Raw genomic sequence first — 18,592 nt, 5'->3', positions numbered from 1 at the left:
GAAAACACTCGAGTTCATTAACCAAGGAGTTCATATGGAACCACAGACTAAGGAGTCATTATGGCGGTGACCAGCCCTCAAAATCACCAGTATTTCTCTCCAAAAGAGATGATGGCTGAAGCTGAGAAGTTTGCTCTTAGTAAAGCAAACAAAACCAGCGGCATGACACTGGGTTTGGCAATTATGGCAGGCGCATTCATCGGTTTAGCATTCTTGTTTTACATCACAGTGACTACAGGTAGTGCGGATGCGGGTTGGGGTCTTAGCCGTCTTGCAGGTGGTTTAGCATTCAGTATGGGTTTAATACTCATCGTTATTTGCGGTGGTGAGTTGTTTACCAGCTCAGTGCTTTCGAGCATCTCATGGGCAAACAAACAAATCTCATTCGGCAAGATGTTGTCGATTTGGGGCAAGGTTTATGTGGGCAACTTCATCGGTGCAATGTTCCTACTTGCATTGGTAAGCGCAGCAGGCTTGTACCAAATGGATGCCGGTCAATGGGGTTTAAATGCACTAAACATCGCACAGCACAAGCTACACCACACATTGGTTCAAGCATTTGCATTGGGCATTTTATGTAACTTGTTAGTTTGTCTTGCTATCTGGCTGACATTCAGCTCTGCAAATGCAATGACAAAAGCAGCCATGACGATTCTACCAGTAGCAATGTTCGTCAGCAGCGGCTTTGAGCACTGTGTAGCAAACATGTTTATGGTACCGCTAGGTATCGTTATCGCGAACTTCGCACCGGAATCATTCTGGACTGCAGTTGGTGTACCGGCTTCTCAATATGCAGATTTAAATGTCGGTCACTTTATCACTGCAAACCTAATTCCAGTAACACTTGGCAACATCGTCGGTGGTGCCGTATTGGTTGGCTTAGCTAACTGGTGCATTTACCGTCGCCCAGAATTAAAAGCAGCAGAAGTTGCATCTATTACAAACACTACAACACTCACGTCAGTTAAGGAACGCACTATGAAAAACGCATCGATTGTAAAAGAGATTATGAACCCGAGCCCAGTTACTCTGAGCGTAGAAATGCCAGTATCAACTGCACTAGATACCCTATTAGACAACAATCTAATCAGTGCTCCTGTTGTTGACATTGAAAATCGTCTAGTCGGCTTCTTCTCTGCTCACGACGTAATGGTAGAGCTTTGGTGTCAAGATTACATCCCAGCTCAAGAGCAGAAGGTTGTCGATTTGATGAGCCGCGACGTGGTAGCAATTGACGCAAACGACCGTTTAGTGGATGTAGTTGAGTTCTTGTGTATCGACAAAGAGCAACTTTACCCAACAACAAGCATGGGTATGGCAACACGCTTTACTTCTCTTTCTCTAGAAGAGCGTGCTAAGAGCATCAAAGTAAGTAAGCCTCAAGTCCTTCCTGTACTAGAAAACGGTTTGATGGTTGGCGTAGTGACACGTTGCGAAGTTCTTAAAGCTCTTCGCCCTGTGTACGGCGAGCGTCTAAACCTAGTTGAAGACAAAGTACTAGAAACTGCATAAGACAATAAAAACTAGCAAGACAAGTTGGCACCAATAAAAAAGCGCTCTATTTAGAGCGCTTTCTTCGTTCAAGCCATGCGAGTTTAAGCAGTGCAAGCTCGCATCATGAAAGTTAAGAAATTACTTCTTAACACCTTCAATGTGCAGCTCCATATCAACGTAGCTAGAAGAACCCATTACCGGGATTTCAAAATCAGCAAGCTCTAAACGAGTTTGGCCGATGAAGCCCGCACGCTCACCACCCCATGGGTCGTTACCCGCACCAACAAATTCTGCTTCGATCGTGATTGGTTTAGTCACACCGTGAAGAGTAAGGTCACCTGTTACATCCAGCTTACCGTCGCCTTTATCTACGACTTTTGTGCTCTTGAACGTCGCTTCACTGTATTTACCTGCATCGATAAAATCACCGCTGCGGATATGTTTGTCACGCTCAGCATGGTTTGAATCAAGGCTAGTTGTATCAACCACTACGTTGACTTTAGCGTCAGAGATGTTGTTTTCATCAAAAGAAAAGTCACCAGAAAATGTATTAAAACGACCTTTGATGAAGCTGTAACCTAGGTGGCTAACTTTAAAGTTAATAGATGCGTGAGCGCCTTTCGTATCGATAACGTAATCGGCTGCATTAGCACCAAACGGTAGTGCCATTGCAATAGCTAATCCTGTAGCGAAAAGTGACTTTTTCATTTTGAAGCTCCTAACATTTTTCTTAATGTGTTGTCTTTATCGATAATGTGATGTTTGAGTGCAGCAGCGGCGTGCAAACCAGCCATTAGGATCACAGCCCAAGCCGCATAGAAGTGAATTTCACCTGCAATATCTGATTGACCAGGGAATAATTCCCCTGCACCAGGTACGGTAAACCAATTAAATACTTCGATACCGCGCCCATCAGATGTTGAGATGAGGTAACCTGAAATAAAGATAGTGATAAGCAATAGATACATCACACCATGCGCAGCTTTTGCTGCGACCACTTCATAAGGTTTCCCTTCCACTTTTGGTGACGCCGTCACATGCTTCCATACGATGCGCGCTAAAGTGAGTATTGCGAGTAGAATGCCCACAGAGCGGTGATAATGTGGTGCCGTACGATACCATTCGCTGTAGTAGCTAAGGTCGACCATCCACAACCCCACAGCAAACAAACCGATGATACAAAGTGCTGATAGCCAATGCATAAATCGCGCAGGTAGGTTGTAGTTCTTTACCAGTGTTTCCATCTCACGTTCCTAGATATGTTCCTAAGTTGATGTTGAGCAAGAAACACAACATTAACTTATTTACCTTGTGTGAAACAGATTATTTACCATCCTTTACATCTAACCAATATAACTCGTTAAAACAACTTGTTCGAAAAATTTGAAGGAACTTAAAACCGTTTGTAAAACGGAAACTTAGAGTTGGACTTCTTGTTCTATTTCATACAACTCATCACTCATTTCTAGCATGCGTCGTTCGATTACTGCTTTTGCGTCTTCAATCCCTTTGTTGTAATAGATTGGAGCCAGTTTCTCCGTAATGAAATCAATCAAAAACTCACTGTCGAACTGGCCAATCTCAACGCTCAGTTCATCTTGCATATAATCTTGAATGGCGACAGCTAGGATTTCTTTTTGTGCTCTTTCTAGTTTAATCATATATATCTCGCGGAACTCTATTCTCAATTTTGATGTTTAGATCAAGAAGTTGCCCATCTAAATTAGTCTATCCTGAAAAGACTATGCTAACCTTTTGCCGTCCTAATTTGTAACCGTTAAGGGAATATACTTGCTACTCGACTTAGTTATCCAAAGCGTCAATGATTTTCAAGACGATTGTCTTAAGCTGTGTGAGAAGCATTACCCAGCGGTACATAATCAGGGCATGAGTGAACACCACCTAGGTATTGCGTTTGCTCGTCGTATGGAACATACGCTTTCACATTTTGGTCATAACAGCGTGATCAAATCCTTAGAGGTGCTCGACACTCCAGAACAGCCTCACCACTACCGAATTTCATCAGAAATTGGCACTGTATGGGTGTTAACTCATCACTTGGTCAGTGCGGGAAAGGCGTGCCGTGAAAACTTATTGTCTTCTATTACAGAGTGGCAAAGCGAATATGGTTATGCTCTTCAACCAAATGATCTGTTGCTGCTGGTAAGTGATCATTGGATTAGCCGAAGCAAAACAAGTAGAGAGTTGCTGCATTGGTGGATGGGAGAGCTACCTGACTCAATAAATGAGTACACAGAGCAAGGAATAACCTTGTACACGAGTGAATCCCAATTAACCCACTCTCTGGACTCACGATTTGGTATCAGCCCTTGCTATATCAAGTTTGGGCATCCACTTCGACGCTCAAACAAAGAACAGCTCGTAAGAAAATACCTTCAATTGTATGCGGTTTTACAGTGGTGAACCTCATAAAATAATCTTGTCGCTATCACATTTGACACCATTAAATTTGATACGACTCGACATTTCTAATCATCTCGTACGACATCACTTGCTAACTGTAATAACAATCTATTAGATAAAGATTATTGGCGAAAAATAAGTAACCCTCATACTTAAAAGTCTTTTAAAATAAGAAGTTGGCGTAGGTTTACGTAATAATGATGAGCATACAGCAACTAGTGAGTTGCATTCATAAACAGTTAGATGGGCAGTTTATTGCAAAGTACAAACATCTTACTTTGCGAAGTGTCTTTCAACCCATATATCAGAATGAGTTGAAGATCATTGGTCTCGAGGCTCTAGTGAGAATCTCAAATAAAGACGGGTTAATGATAAGGCCTGATGCTTTTTTTCATTCAAACACCGTTAACGAAAGTGATCAGCTCAATGTTGAACGCTTAAGTCGACTCATCCATATTCAAAACTTCGGTCAATCCAGATTTCACGCCAAAAAACTGTTTTTAAACGTGCTCCCAAAAGCCGCAGAAATGCTGGCTCTAGATCGCTCCTACTACAACCTACTAAAAAGAACACTCAAACAAGCAGGAGTTCAAAAACAACAAGTTGTGATGGAACTCGTCGAAGTAGATGCAAGTAGCGAAGCGACACTTCACCATGCAACGAGAAAACTAGGTCACAGCGGTTATATGCTGGCGATTGATGATTACGGAATTAATGCGTCAACTAAAGAACGGGCTAAGAGTGTCAAGCCCCACATTATCAAACTCGATAGATCGCTACTGCTGCAATACGAAAATGGTGATAGCCAGAAACTAACACAAGCCCTTACTCTAGCGCGGGAAATCAACTCGAAAACGGTTATCGAAGGAATTGAAACCGAGCATCAACTTAACTTAATGAAAAAACTCGGTTTCGATATGTATCAAGGCTACTTATTGGCGATGCCGCAAACGCTTGAGGCGTACCAAGAAGCAAAGACTGCTTAATCAGGGTTACTGATATCTCCCATCACCTTTTCTAGCGGCGGTTTTTACCACGGTTTTTGTGGATAGCTAACTTAGCCTTTAGTTTACGTTTTTCAGATGAACGGCTCTTACGACGAGTACCACCATTACGCTCCGGTTCAACCTCTTCGATCAGACTTGGTTCAAACCCTTCTAACCATTCTTGTGGTAAACGTTGATCGAGTAGATTTTCGATAGCATGCAATAGATACTCTTCATCACGGCTCATCAAAGAAACCGCAAGACCAGATTTACCTGCGCGACCTGTACGACCAATACGATGGACGTAGTCTTCCGCCTTAAATGGCATATCAAAGTTAACCACTTGCTCAAGTTGCTGAATGTCTAAACCACGAGCTGCTACGTCGGTTGCAATCAACGCACGTACTTTACCTTCTTTGAACTCATCAAGCGCACGCTGTCGCGCACCCTGGGATTTATCACCGTTGATAGAAACCGCTTTAATGCCATCCAACTTAAGCTCTTTCGCCAGTTCATCGCTGCCTTGCTTGGTCTTTGTAAATACCAACACCTGCTGCCAGTTTCGAGAACCAATCAAGTAAGCAAGCAATTCACGTTTACGCTTCTTATCGACCGGGTAAACCATTTGTTTCACGGTTTCTGCGGTCGTGTTTGCAGGTGAAACTTCCACTTCAACCGGAGAATCCATCAGTTTGTAAGCGATGGTTTTAATGCGTTTTTCAAACGTAGCAGAGAACAGCATGGTTTGTTTATCTTGAGGCAAACGGCGAAGAATACGTTGTAGGTCTGGCCAGAAGCCCATGTCTAACATGCGGTCTGCTTCATCAAGCACAAGAACGCCCGTTTTAGAGATGTTTACATTGCCATTAAACAAATGGTCAAGCAAACGACCCGGCGTCGCGATAAGGATATCTGCGCCTTCTTCTAGATTTCTCTTTTGTACACCAATGCTCGTACCACCATAAACACAAACAATCTTAAGGTCAGTGTTTGTCGCGTATTGCGTCAGGTTATCCATCACTTGCTGCGCTAACTCACGTGTAGGCACAAGGATCAAAGCTTGTGGTGTTCCGTTACGTTTCTGTTGCTGAACCGTTTGTATCATAGGTAAGCCAAATGCTGCAGTTTTACCAGTACCAGTTTGTGCAGCAGCCAGTAGATCTTTACCTTCCAATACGTGTGGAATCGACTTTTCTTGCACTGGCGTTGGAGTCACGATATTCATACCACTTAGGGTATCAACCAGCTGTTGTTCAATGCCAAGATCAGCGAAATTAACGGACATGATAAACCTCATAATTTTTGGAGCGCAGAGTTTACCAGAGCGCCTTTGGTCATACTACCTTTTGCACTCGAGGCGTTATGAATTAATTAACTGTTGATGATGCTCAGCGGCTTGATTCAGCACATCTTGATAAAGCGCAGCAAATTTCGCTTCCAGCTGCTCATATTCGTTATCTAGAACCTCGAACGTTGTGGTGAGGTCAGCCATACGCGGCGTTCTTTGTGACATTCGATGAAGCGCAAACTCGATGTTTTCTAAGTCTTGATAGGACTGCAACCAACCCCCACTCCACATCCGGCTATGGAGCAATAAAAAGCGAGGTGGTAGATCATTCGATATTTGCTCATTCACTTGCTGATAAGCATAACGAACAAAGGAATCTAACGATTGATCACTAAATGAATGCCAATGCTTGGCTAAACAGTGATCCCAAAACATATCGAGGGCGATGGGAGCAAAGCGACGTGCAACGCCAGTAAAGTGCGGTTTGCACTCTTCAACAATGGCGTGGTGATCGGTAATACGGTCGACAAAGCGATGAAGTTTGATGCCATTGGAAATATCGGTCTGATACTGCTTGCTTGGATCTCCCTTTACGAAATCTCCAAGCAAGTTTCCCATTAAATGGCTATTACAGTGGTCTGCAATATGCAGGTGGGCTAGAAAGTTCATTAGACGCTGTGAGTGGCCTTTTGGCTCGTCTTACATGAACTTAGTATAACGTCTGTTGTGACGCGGTGAGAGTACTAATTGTACTTATTCGGCTTCGTCTTCTGAGCCAATGTAGTCCGACAAGATAATACCGATTTCAAGAGCATCAAGCATCTCTAGGCATTCGTCGTTTTGGTATTGGTCGCTCATTGTGACCTCCTTTGTTTATATCTCCTGAAGCAAACATGCTTCCATTTTTACCGCCATATCTCTTCTTCGTTGATGACAGTAACTCCTTTTTATAGCCTTTATATGACACATTCATGACAGCGAGAAGTAAAGTTTTAGAAAGCTATGACAGGAATCATAAGTAAACGTTTGCTATAAGAGCTCAAAACAAGATTCTACAGTTATTTCTTCCTTCCCACGCCCAAACTGACGTTCGTCACCGATCGCTTTTCGATTAGTAAATAACTGGTTTACCCCTCACGAAATCACTACTCAATCATTTGCACTTGCCATTTTATTAAATAGCTCAAGTTATTAGAATGGGATACTGTTATATGCGATCTAAGATCGCATTTATTGAAATCCAACAATGAGTTGTTACATTATTTGCTGCGCTCCATCGCATATTTTGTTTCGATATACCTTTACCTTTAACCATCTCCCCCCAACCATCTCAAATGGAGCAACGAATGAGAGAAGTTGAGTTTAGAACCATAGATCGACTCTTTATCAAAATGTCGATCAACGACAAAATGTGGGTCATATTCTTAATGTTCTTCGTGACATTGACGTCACTCGCAACCACACGGTATTTCAACGAAGTTGAACAATTTGAAAATCACGCAGTTGAAGTAGCACAAAGTAAGCTTGAAGGTATTATTTCTTCAAGTAGCGATTCCGTGCCAAACATATCCGGCCTAACTCAGGTGAATGCAATCAACAATTCATCTTTTAACAACGGTGTTGCAACTGTATCTGGCCAACTCGGTAATGGCCAAAATGTGCAGCTGACCATTGATAGTAGTAAAGGCTACGAAGATGCCAAATCAGATGCCCTATCCTCTTTCTTTATCAGTTATCTGTGGGCTGTTCCATTTGGTATCTTTATTTACTGGGTCGCGACCTTCTTAGGCGGCGCACTTTGGGTGCTTTACACAACAACTGAAAAAATTGGTAACGGAGATCTAACATCACGCTTAGGCTTCCATCCAGGGCGCGATGAGTTTGGAACGATCGGTTGCGCTCTTGATAAGTCAATGGATACGCTTTCTGAGTTGGTAAACAACGTTAAAGACAATGCGAATACCTTGAGTGAAACATCTTCATCGTTTGAACAGGATATGAAGTTGAGTGAAACTCAAATCACCCAGCAATATCAGTCTCTTGATTCTGTAGCTACTGCAATGGAAGAAATGACCGCTTCTTCAAATGAAGTATCATCTATTGCACAAAATGCGATGCAACGTTCTGAGCAGGACACTCATCAAATTGACAACAGTCGTCAACGTGTACAGTCAGTAATTTCAGAAATTGAAACACTTTCCAGTTACATTGAACAAGCATCAAGCTCTGTTACAAGCCTGAATGAAAACACTACTCAGATTAACGATGTAATTACTACCATCAATGCTATTTCTGAGCAAACCAACCTTCTTGCGCTAAACGCTGCGATTGAAGCGGCTCGAGCAGGTGAGCAAGGGCGTGGTTTTGCGGTTGTTGCTGATGAAGTTCGCACACTAGCAAGTCGAACACAGCAAGCTACCGTTGAGATTCAAGCGATGATTGAAAAGTTACAATCAGAAAGCCAAAACATTGCGTCCATTACTCAGCAAACCGTAAAACAAGCACAAACAAGCAGCCAGTTGATTGATGAGATTGGTCAAGATGTACAATCGATCGCCGATTCTGCTCGTTCGTTAATGGACATGAGCATTCAGATCTCTACTTCAGCAGAAGAGCAAAGCGCTGTTGCTAACGATATTGCCTCAGAATTATCGGATATTCGTACCCAGTCAAATACCATCAAAGATGTCGCTGAACAATCTACCGTTGGTGTTGCAAACCTTACTCAAGCGTCAGTTTCGCTCGGTAAGATACTAGAAAGGTACCGAACAGCTTAAATTCTAACTCAATAAAAAGGGCTCCGATTGGAGCCCTATTTTTTTGCCTAATTAACACGCGTTCTAAAAAGAATTCGGTAAAGGAAAGAGACAACTAAAGACAGAGAGAAAGCAGATCGTTTTACAATAAATTCGTTGATTAATAGAATCCACTGCCCCATAACAGAATAGCCCCTGCAAATCATACGGAATGATATACTTTGAAGTGAGTCTCAATTAAATTAGACTCTTGTTCAAAGATCGTTCAAATACGTTTTGATTGGGCTATTCTCGGAGTGTCAACATTGATTTGCTGCTGGTGACTATATGAAAAAAAAAGAATATAAGAATAATTTGGAAGATCTAAACTGCCCCCTTTGCCAAGGCGACGAATACATTGTCTCCACTGATGGAGAAAAGTTTACTTGTGCTTCATGTGGATTCCACACAAAAAACTTCTCGTCCATTCAATGCCTACATCAAACCCCTTTGATACAAACAAAATTCAAGCACATACACACTCTCAGTAAAGTTTGTCATTAAATCATAAACAAGCAATTTGCTCTTTGAGTTCTTCTAAGTGGTGCACACGAATGACACGTTCATCGTCAACAAGGTTAATCGGTGCGCCATTATACAGCTGAACCGTTTTTATTCCGGCGTTCAAACCTGCCTCAATCCCCTTAGGAGTGTCGTCAACATACAAACATTCACTAGGGAGAAAACCCATGTTCATCGCACTGTAAAGAACAAGATCTGGCTCTGGCTTCCAACTGTTCGCATCGAACGCGGAAAACACTTTCCCTTTAAACGCACGCAGTAGCCCGGTTAATTCCAAAGAGAACTCAATTTTGTCTTTGGGGCCATTAGAAGCAACACAATACTCGATGCCCTTGTCGTTTAAGTATTCAATGAGCTCCTTGGCACCTTGCATTGGCTCAAGGTTACGGACGAATAGCTCTTTTACTTGTTCACGATACTGTGGTTCAAGAACATCCAGTGAAACACGCAAGCCAGCACGCTGTTTTGCATCACTTAAAATATCGGCTAACTTGCCACCTTTAAAGTGTGCAACACATTCATCGAAAGGCATTTCAACATTGTAGTGACTAAAAACATTAACCAGAGCTTGGCAACATAACCTTTCGCTATCTACTAATGTGCCATCACAATCGAAAATGACACATTTGACACTATTTATCGCCATGACGTTTCTCCCAAAATCGCGGTACATTATCGTTGTAGTTAAGTTTGGATGTACTTCCGATTCTATTGTCGATATTAAAACTCGACTTAATTCTTTTTACTAAAAATGTAATCCCATGATATTTAAGTTTAGAAATGTTTAAACGACATAGTTTGCATTTTCTGTAAAATGGCGGTGAAAAATAGGAAAACTCTGGACAAGATCACCGATTTATTTTCAGTACTCTCAATTAGTGAGATCTCTATCCGAGCAAACGCTCGCAATATTCTCGAAATCCGGATGCATGTTTCTTACTTCTACAAAATCATCTAGGTTATCCAATAGCAATTGGCACAAAAACGGGTCGAACTGCTGCCCTCTTTCTTTTTCAAAAAGCTCGATCACTTCTTGAATGCTCCAGGCTCTCTTATAGCAACGCTCACTCAATAGTGCGTCAAAAACGTCTACAATTGCCGTGATCCGGGCGAATAAGTGAATAGACTCGCCTTCTAAACCATTTGGGTAGCCATTTCCATCCCAGCGTTCATGATGCTCATGAGCAACGATTGCCGCCAATTTGGTAACATCACCTTCTTTGGTATTCAGTAAGTCGAAACCCTTCGTCGTATGGAGTTTCATCACTTCCCACTCATCTGGTGTCAGTGGTCCACATTTGTCCAAAATAGATTCCGGAACTGCAATTTTTCCTACATCGTGCATTGGAGAGATAATTTCGATCATCTCAATTTCCCGATGACTCAGTCCGCACAGCTCAGCTAATTTGGCGGAAAGTTTGGCGACACGCTTAACGTGGTTCCCAGTCTCTCCCGAGCGGGATTCAATCGCTTCACCTAATACGTGTATCATCTCTTTTTGGACACTCAATGTACGTTTTTGCAAAACCACTATTTTACGGTTCTTTCGGTCAATTTCTTTTCGTTGCCGAATAACCATAAACTGAACTACGACAATTAACGAAAGTACACCAATAATCGCACCTACAACTAATAAGGTTTTGTAATTTATCGTTATTAACGGTGCTGGTTTGTTGATGATTTTTGCCGATTTCGGTATCAAATAACGGCTGATGTTGTATTTCTCAATGGCAATGTGGTCGAGTACCGCTTCAGTAACCGGTTGCTCTTTTATGGTTGGTAATAGCGATAAGCCTACTTTCCCAGCCATCAACTCAGCGGCTTCAAAGCCAAAGTTCTTAGAGCGATTTAAGTAGCCACCAAGAATGCCAGGTTCACCTAAATAGTGCTCCCAAAAAACAAAAACAGGCGCAGCACTTGAGGTACCAATAACATGAGAGATTTCTTGGTAAGTATGGTATTTGCCTTTGCTTGTCTCGGTATTATAGTGAGTCAGCAATACCGCATCATCTGGAGAGATATGCTTCAGCAGCTCAGCAGTCTCACTCAAGGTCTTGCTGCGAATTTCTACCACTTTGATTTGTGGGAAGCGCTTCATATGCTCTAATACAAGTTGGCGAATGTGTTCACTTGTAATGCTGTGATCGGCTAAATAATAAAGAGTCTTGATTTTAGGACGCAGTTTATTAATCAAGTTGATATTTTCATCAATTCGATCAACTTCATATAGCACACTGCCATTTGTAGAAACGTTGTCTAATGTTGCTTTGAGATTGTTAATACCAACCGCAACTATTGGAGTTTTGCGTTCAGCATTGGGGTAATAAGTTTTAATAAACTGAAGAGCAGCATCATCAGTTACAACGACACCATCAAACTGATAGCCTTCATATTTGAGTTGAAGGTAGTTCCCCATTCTCTGCAGGTAACCATGAGAATGTACACGTTTGGAGTCCAGGTACTCGATAGACAGCTTTACTTCACCAGTTGCTTGGGCAAAGCCTTCTTCAATACCGTGTTGAATATCATTCGTCCATTGATAAGATGGGTCATAGGAGTGAAGCACCAAAATACGCTTCACGTCCCAAGATTCATCATTGCTCGCACTTACCGCGGTTGTCCCTAACCATAAAATAACAGCTAACCAACGCGTTAAACGCTTCTTCATTTTTATCTAACCAATGGCAAATTTGCCGATATAGTAGGTCTGCTCGTATGCGCAGATATCGACTTAGATCAAGTTTCAGCGATTATTGTTTCATATAACTTGTCTGATTCCGCTAGTTTTTTAGCTAAATCACCAATAAAGGTCTGTTTGTCTAAGTTTTGAGATACAACGACATCAGATATTAACGTTTGCTTCTCGTACTGGCTAACAATCGCTGCTGCGGTAGGCTCACCATCATGAAAACCAACGTACAGTTCATACTCAGAGGACAAAATAATCTGAGTTAGGAACTCAATAATGAGGTCTTGTTGCTCTTTATGTTCCCATCGACTTGATTGAAGCAAGGCAAACATAATAGTCAGACGATGAAAATCAACTAGATAGATATTCTCAGCAGAAGTCTGTGTTGCTTTAGAGAGAAGAGAAGATGAATCAAGGAGCGAAAACTCGCATTGTGTGCTTGAATCAAGATAGAGCTCACGCCCTTTAATGCTTTCTGGTGTAGGGAATTCCACTTCCACCAAGTTATACAGCCAATCGTTCTTTTTGTTAACGGCTGTTAACTGCTGTGCGTTCATTTAAAACAACCCCATAGGCTTTGGTTTGCCGTACATTAGCATGAAGACTGTAACAAACATAGCTAAACACCTGAGGTAAGGCCAAATTTTGTTTTAATCGTGTGCGTCTGATAAATTGAATCAATAAATTAGCCTATTTAAGGGATGAAAAATGAAAAAACGCTTGCTTGCTTTAGGTTTGGTAACGGCCTTAGCTGGATGTGGTGACAATGAAGTCGGCGACGTCTCGCTAGGTATGTTCACAATGAAAGACATTAAGATAGGTCATCTACAAGATGAAGTCGTAACGGGAGTGACTTGTCATATTGCGTCGATAGAAGCAAACCTTAGCCTGTCTGATCCAAGTGATAGCTCCATTTCTTGTCGTCAAACTGGCGACATCACGCCAGAAATGATCGCGAAAATCGACAAGAGCAAATCAGGGGAAGTAGTATTTAAGAAATCGAAAAGCATCTTCTTTAAAACAATGAAAGTAAGACGCATCTACGATCCGGAAAATCAAACTCTACTTTACTTGTCTTACACGACCAAAGAGACTGAGGGTAGCTTTAAACACAGCTTATCAACGGTACCATTGTGGGGAACCAAAGCTTACGTAGAACCAGTTGTAACTACGACAAATTAATCCCTGATCGTTGCTAAAAACATCAGCCCGCTGCTTTTTTCAGCGGGCGAACTTCTTTGCAATAAAACGCAACGATTTTTCAGAATTTTGTGATACAATCCCGCCTCTTTTTTTCTCAATCAAGAACAAGCATGAAGTTTCCCGGTCAGCGTAAATCTAAACACTACTTCCCAACTCACGCTCGAGATCCATTAGTCCACCAAACTCGACAGGCGCCAAAGCTGTATCGCCCTACCATTGTCGGTGTTGGTCAAACCATCGTTGATATCGAAGCGCGTGTAGACGATGCGTTTTTAGAAAAGTACAACCTTAGTAAAGGACACTCTCTCGTTCTTGAAGAGAGCAAAGCAGACGCACTATATGAAGAGCTAGTAGAACAAGGCCTGATCACTCACCAATACCCGGGTGACACGATCGGTAATACACTGCATAACTACTCTGTACTTGCGGACAGCAAGTCAGTACTTCTTGGTGTGATGTCAAAGAACATCCAAGTAGGTTCATTCGCATACCGTTATTTATGCCGCACCTCTTCACGTATGAACCTGAACCACCTACAAACCGTGGATGGTCCTATTGGTCGTTGCTACACACTTATTTCTCAAGATGGTGAGCGTACTTTCGCGATCAACGAAGGTCATATGAACAAACTCTCTCCAGAGAGCATCCCTGAAGAAGTATTTAAGAAAGCATCAGCTCTAGTAGTATCTTCTTACCTAATGCGTGGTAAGAAAGAAGACCAAATGCCTCAAGCGGTTCAACGAGCAATTGATTTTGCTAAGAAGCACGATGTTCCTGTTGTATTGACGCTAGGCACAAAATACGTAATCGAAGGCAATGCTGAGTGGTGGCAAGAGTACATTCGTGAAAACGTGTCTGTTGTGGCGATGAACGAAGAAGAAGGCGCTGCGCTAACAGGTGAAACAGATCCACTAACTGCTGCAGATAAAGCACTAGAGTGGGTTGACCTTGTTCTATGTACCGCTGGCCCAGATGGTCTATACATGGCAGGTTACACGGAAGAGAAAGTTAAACGTGAAACCACGCATGACATCCTTGAAGGCTCTATCGAAGAGTTCAACAAGTTTGAATTCAGCCGTGCGATGCGTAAAGAAGACTGTAAACAACCGATGAAAGTATACTCTCATATTGGCCCTTATCTAGGTGGCCCTCTTGAGATCAAGAACACTAACGGTGCAGGTGATGCGGCATTGTCTGCACTTCTACACGACATGGCAGCAAACTCTTTCCACCAGAAAGAAGTGCCTAACTCAGAAAAACATGAAGTCCGCTGCCTAACTTACTCTTCTCTATCTCAGATTTGTAAGTACGCAAACCGCGTAAGCTACGAAGTGTTAACTCAGCACTCTCCTCGCCTCTCTCGTGCGCTTCCTGAACGCGAAGACAGCCTAGAAGAGACCTACTGGGATCGCTAAGAACCGGGCACTTAGAGCGAAAAATATGCGAAGGTCACCATTTGGTGACCTTTTTGTTTTGATCTAGCGCAGTATTTAGTGTTTTTTGTTATTATGTAGCACGCTAAGGCGCATGAACTGCTTTACACCTCTTATTTAACCAGTATTATTCTCGCGCAAACGTTTGCGCAACAGCAATACAGTCTTTCGATTGCTTGATGTTGAACGCCACGTGTTAGCCATTTTTTTGGAGTATCCATGCAGTCTGATATTGAAATTTGCCGAAACACACCGTTGTCTTCTATCGCTACTGTCGCAGCAAATGCTGGTCTTTTGCCGCACGAATTCGATACACACGGAAAACACAAAGCTAAAGTTCATCCCCAATGTCTTGAACGCTTAAACGCTAACCAAGATGGTAAATTGGTGTTGGTCACTGCAATTACGCCTACCCCATTAGGCGAAGGCAAAACCGTAACCACAATCGGCCTATCCCAAGGCCTATCTAAAATCAATCAATCGGTAATCGCGTGTATTCGTCAACCTTCGATGGGGCCAGTTTTTGGCGTCAAAGGTGGTGCTGCTGGTGGCGGCTATTCTCAAGTCGCTCCCATGGACGAGCTAAACCTTCACCTTACTGGTGATATTCATGCAGTCACAGCAGCACATAACTTAGCTTCAGCGGCACTTGATGCTCGCCTTTACCATGAACAACGTGAAGGCTACAGCGCATTTGAAGCGCGCACTGGTTTAAAAGCATTGAAAATCGATGTTGAGCGAGTCACATGGAAGCGCGTTATGGACCACAATGACCGTGCGCTGCGCATGGTGAAGATCGGTTTAAACGAAGAAGGTAAAACCATCAACGGCTTCGAACGTGAAGAAGGTTTTGATATTTCTGCCGCGTCCGAGCTCATGGCTATCCTTGCCCTTGCAAAAAATCTTAAAGACTTACGTCAGCGTATTGGTCGCATTGTCGTTGCATATGATCTAGATGGCAACCCAGTGACAACCGAAGACTTGCAAGTTGCTGGGGCAATGGCAGTTACACTAAAAGAGACGATTGCACCAACATTGATGCAAACACTTGAAGGTGTCCCTACGCTTATTCACGCTGGCCCGTTTGCAAACATCGCCCATGGTAACTCTTCCATCATTGCAGACCAGATTGCATTGAAACTTTCTAGTTACGTTGTCACTGAAGCAGGTTTCGGCTCTGATATGGGGTTTGAGAAAGCCTGTAACATCAAAGCTTCTGCTGCTAACCGAGCACCAGATTGCGTTGTAATTGTCGCGACCCTTCGTGGTTTGAAAGCAAACTCAGGTCACTACGATTTGCGCCCTGGTATGGCAATTCCAGATTCTATTTTCAACCCAGACCAAGCTGCACTTGAAGCTGGCTTCGAAAACCTGAAATGGCACATCAATAACGTGCATAAATACGGAATCCCTGCGGTTGTTGCCATCAACCAGTTCCCACAAGATTCAGAACAAGAATTGGCAGAACTAAAAGCGTTAATCGAGCGTTTTAATCCTGAAGTAAAAGTGGCGGTCAGTGCTGCATTTGGTCAAGGTGGTGACGGCGCTATTGAGCTTGCACAGCACGTAGTGGCAACTTGCGATCAGGCCTCTGAATTCAAGCCTCTTTACACCAAAGAGCGATCCTTAAAGGAAAAATTGATGGCGGTGTGTGAAGTCGGTTATGGTGCCTCAAATATTGAAATGAGTGATCTAGCGAAACAGCAATTAGCACACTTCGAAAAATTAGGCTTTGATGATTTAGCCGTGTGCGTCGCGAAAACACCTCTATCAATCACGACGGATTCGGCAATAAAAGGCGCACCAAGTGGCTTTACCGTACCAATTCGTGAATTGCGTTTATGTGCAGGTGCGGGCTTTGTTTACGCTCTCTCTGGTAACGTAATGACTATGCCTGGGTTGCCAGACAAACCTGCATTTATGAACTTGGATCTTGATGAGCAAGGCAATATTATTGGCCTTTCATAGCCTTGATTGCATTTAGTTCAACAAACAGGAGCTTTTGAGCTCCTGTTTTGCTATCAATTTACGCTATCTCTTTGTTTTAAAGTTACTTTACAATGTAAACTCAATTTTGAAGTCGATTATCACCCTGCTGCCCTCACCAATACAGTGCACGCCATATTTCCTTACTCCCTAATATAGTGCAGCGCTCACGCACCCACCCTCAAAGAGCATTGATTTCATTGATAAAATTCGATGGCTCGAATCTTGTACTACGTTATATAAGCACAAAGGACACTCTACAACATCACTCGTAAAGCAACTGTAGTGGCTAACTCCTCAGGCTGAATATTGCTTTCGAGCCACGTAAAATAAGGGAAAGGGAACATTATGCAAGACGCACTCGCTGTAATTTTAGCAGGCGGTATGGGATCAAGGCTGAGCCCACTTACCGACGATAGAGCCAAACCAGCCGTTCCATTTGGAGGGAAATACCGCATCATTGATTTTACGCTAACCAACTGTCTTCATTCAGGTTTAAGGAAGATTTTAGTGTTAACTCAATACAAATCACACTCACTACAAAAGCACTTGCGTGATGGTTGGTCTGTCTTCAATCCCGAACTTGGTGAGTACATCACCGCTGTTCCACCCCAAATGCGCAAAGGTGGTGCATGGTACGAGGGTACCGCAGATGCTATCTACCACAACATGTGGCTGCTCTCTCGTAATGATGCGAAATACGTCGTTGTTCTGTCTGGTGATCATATCTATCGTATGGACTACGCAGCCATGCTTGAAGAGCACAAAGAGAACGGCGCAAAGCTAACCGTTGCTTGCATGGATGTGCCCGTAGAAGATGCCACCGCATTTGGCGTCATGGCTATTAAAGGAAACGGCTTAGTCGAATCGTTTATCGAGAAACCAGAAGACCCACCCACTCTACCTGATGACCCAACTCAGAGTCTCGCATCCATGGGGATTTACATCTTCGATATGGATGTCCTACAAGAAGTACTAGAAGAAGACGCAAAACTTGAAGACTCAAGCCACGACTTCGGAAAAGACATCATTCCTAAACTCATCGATACCCAATCCGTTTACGCTTATAAGTTCTGCGGAAGCAAAGGCCGTGTAGACAAAGACTGCTATTGGCGAGATGTAGGTACGATCGATTCCTTCTACGAGGCCAATATGGATTTGTTAGAGCCGGTGCCACCAATGAATTTATATCAACCGAACTGGGCAATTCGCACTTACGAAGCTCAATTCCCACCAGCAAGAACCGTATCATCAGCAACGGGTAATGAAGGGATTTTCATTAACTCAATCATTGCCAACGGCGTCATTAACTCGGGCGGTTCTGTTCAGCACTCTGTCATCGCGTCTAACGTGCGCATTCAAGATAGCGCAACGGTCGTCGACAGTATTATTTTCGATGATGTCGAGGTAGGTGAAGGCTGTCAGCTTGTGAGTTGTATTATCGATAAGCACGTTCGTATCCCGCCTCACACACAAATTGGTATAAACAAAATCGAAGACTCAAAACGATTCCATGTATCAGAAAAAGGGATTGTGGTTATTCCTGAAGGTTACGAGTTCTGAGCGTTTACTCAAGCGTCTTTGCACAATCATCCAAAGTTCAAAGCAACACAATAATATCAAACACACACAATAAAAAAGCGCGCGATGTAAATAGCGCGCTTTTGTCATCCTTTCAATCTGTATTAGATGTTACATACTGTCGACCAGCTACCATCACTCCCCGGCTCTGATGCTGTCCACCAGTTTGCTTGGTATACCACACCATTGTG

General features: G+C 42.9%; 17 protein-coding genes. 8 read left to right on the top strand and 9 right to left on the bottom strand.

The window, feature by feature from the left end:
- Nucleotides 1-60: 60 nt before the first annotated feature.
- Entirely contained in the window at nt 61-1,512 is a 1,452-nt protein-coding gene (gene focA, locus KIV41_RS04340; RefSeq protein ID WP_285335758.1) for a formate transporter FocA, read from the top strand.
- 120 nt (nt 1,513-1,632) lie between these two features.
- Here focA and KIV41_RS04335 read toward each other — a convergent pair whose 3' ends face one another.
- The 3 genes from KIV41_RS04335 to KIV41_RS04325 form a co-directional block, all read right to left on the bottom strand.
- On the bottom strand, nt 1,633-2,202 hold the full coding sequence (locus KIV41_RS04335) for a YceI family protein (protein ID WP_010451889.1): 570 nt from the start codon (nt 2,200-2,202) through the stop codon (nt 1,633-1,635).
- Nucleotides 2,199-2,738 carry a cytochrome b gene (locus tag KIV41_RS04330; RefSeq protein WP_010451892.1) on the bottom strand — a complete coding sequence of 180 codons (540 nt, stop codon included), beginning with the start codon at nt 2,736-2,738 and terminating at the stop codon, nt 2,199-2,201. The genes KIV41_RS04335 and KIV41_RS04330 overlap by 4 nt, the downstream gene beginning before the upstream one ends.
- 174 nt (nt 2,739-2,912) lie before the next feature.
- Nucleotides 2,913-3,155, bottom strand: a complete 243-nt coding sequence (locus KIV41_RS04325) for a DUF2164 domain-containing protein (protein WP_038884045.1) — start codon at nt 3,153-3,155, stop codon at nt 2,913-2,915.
- A 130-nt stretch (nt 3,156-3,285) separates the two neighbouring features.
- Here KIV41_RS04325 and KIV41_RS04320 point away from each other — a divergent pair, with 130 nt between their 5' ends.
- Together KIV41_RS04320 and KIV41_RS04315 are read left to right on the top strand one after the other, a co-directional pair.
- Nucleotides 3,286-3,918: a hypothetical protein gene (locus KIV41_RS04320; RefSeq protein WP_038884043.1), complete on the top strand. Its 633-nt coding sequence runs from the start codon at nt 3,286-3,288 to the stop codon at nt 3,916-3,918.
- A gap of 197 nt (nt 3,919-4,115) precedes the next feature.
- Nucleotides 4,116-4,904 carry an EAL domain-containing protein gene (locus KIV41_RS04315; protein ID WP_045385205.1) on the top strand — a complete coding sequence of 263 codons (789 nt, stop codon included), beginning with the start codon at nt 4,116-4,118 and terminating at the stop codon, nt 4,902-4,904.
- Between the two features lie 31 nt (nt 4,905-4,935).
- Here KIV41_RS04315 and KIV41_RS04310 read toward each other — a convergent pair whose 3' ends face one another.
- Nucleotides 4,936-6,189, bottom strand: a complete 1,254-nt coding sequence (locus tag KIV41_RS04310) for a DEAD/DEAH box helicase (RefSeq protein ID WP_285335757.1) — start codon at nt 6,187-6,189, stop codon at nt 4,936-4,938.
- Between the two features lie 75 nt (nt 6,190-6,264).
- Nucleotides 6,265-6,861, bottom strand: a complete 597-nt coding sequence (locus tag KIV41_RS04305) for an ACP phosphodiesterase (RefSeq protein WP_045385200.1) — start codon at nt 6,859-6,861, stop codon at nt 6,265-6,267.
- Between the two features lie 677 nt (nt 6,862-7,538).
- On the opposite strand from KIV41_RS04305, the gene KIV41_RS04300 reads away from it, so the two are divergent.
- Nucleotides 7,539-8,969 carry a methyl-accepting chemotaxis protein gene (locus KIV41_RS04300; protein ID WP_285335756.1) on the top strand — a complete coding sequence of 477 codons (1,431 nt, stop codon included), beginning with the start codon at nt 7,539-7,541 and terminating at the stop codon, nt 8,967-8,969.
- Nucleotides 8,970-9,492: 523 nt separating this feature from the next.
- On the opposite strand, the gene KIV41_RS04295 is transcribed toward KIV41_RS04300, so the two are convergent.
- The 3 genes from KIV41_RS04295 to KIV41_RS04285 all read right to left on the bottom strand — a co-directional run bounded on the left by KIV41_RS04295 (nt 9,493) and on the right by KIV41_RS04285 (nt 12,755).
- A complete protein-coding gene (locus KIV41_RS04295) occupies nt 9,493-10,155 on the bottom strand; it encodes an HAD-IA family hydrolase (RefSeq protein WP_010451912.1) in 663 nt (220 codons plus the stop codon).
- Between the two features lie 225 nt (nt 10,156-10,380).
- Nucleotides 10,381-12,177, bottom strand: coding sequence for an HD domain-containing phosphohydrolase (locus KIV41_RS04290; RefSeq protein ID WP_010451914.1), 1,797 nt, complete (start codon nt 12,175-12,177; stop codon nt 10,381-10,383).
- Between the two features lie 68 nt (nt 12,178-12,245).
- Nucleotides 12,246-12,755, bottom strand: a complete 510-nt coding sequence (locus KIV41_RS04285; RefSeq protein WP_285335755.1) for a flavodoxin — start codon at nt 12,753-12,755, stop codon at nt 12,246-12,248.
- A gap of 151 nt (nt 12,756-12,906) precedes the next feature.
- Between KIV41_RS04285 and KIV41_RS04280 the strand changes: the two genes are divergently transcribed.
- The 4 genes from KIV41_RS04280 to glgC all read left to right on the top strand — a co-directional run bounded on the left by KIV41_RS04280 (nt 12,907) and on the right by glgC (nt 18,383).
- Entirely contained in the window at nt 12,907-13,380 is a 474-nt protein-coding gene (locus tag KIV41_RS04280; protein WP_285335754.1) for a CreA family protein, read from the top strand.
- A gap of 131 nt (nt 13,381-13,511) precedes the next feature.
- Nucleotides 13,512-14,816, top strand: a complete 1,305-nt coding sequence (locus KIV41_RS04275) for an inosine/guanosine kinase (protein ID WP_010451921.1) — start codon at nt 13,512-13,514, stop codon at nt 14,814-14,816.
- 237 nt (nt 14,817-15,053) lie between these two features.
- Nucleotides 15,054-16,802 carry a formate--tetrahydrofolate ligase gene (locus tag KIV41_RS04270; RefSeq protein ID WP_285335753.1) on the top strand — a complete coding sequence of 583 codons (1,749 nt, stop codon included), beginning with the start codon at nt 15,054-15,056 and terminating at the stop codon, nt 16,800-16,802.
- Nucleotides 16,803-17,168: 366 nt separating this feature from the next.
- Complete coding sequence (glgC, locus tag KIV41_RS04265; RefSeq protein ID WP_285335752.1) at nt 17,169-18,383, top strand: glucose-1-phosphate adenylyltransferase; 1,215 nt, start codon at nt 17,169-17,171, stop codon at nt 18,381-18,383.
- 122 nt (nt 18,384-18,505) lie between these two features.
- Here glgC and KIV41_RS24865 read toward each other — a convergent pair.
- Nucleotides 18,506-18,592 (bottom strand): cellulose-binding domain-containing protein (locus tag KIV41_RS24865; RefSeq protein WP_373417596.1); only part of this gene is annotated, 87 nt, incomplete at its 5' end.

Origin of the sequence: Vibrio sp. D401a, assembly GCF_030248515.1 — a bacterium.
Taxonomy (GTDB): Bacteria; Pseudomonadota; Gammaproteobacteria; order Enterobacterales; family Vibrionaceae; genus Vibrio; species Vibrio rotiferianus.
Note: the sequence above shows the minus strand (reverse complement) of the source record. Positions and strands in the feature narration are given on the sequence as shown.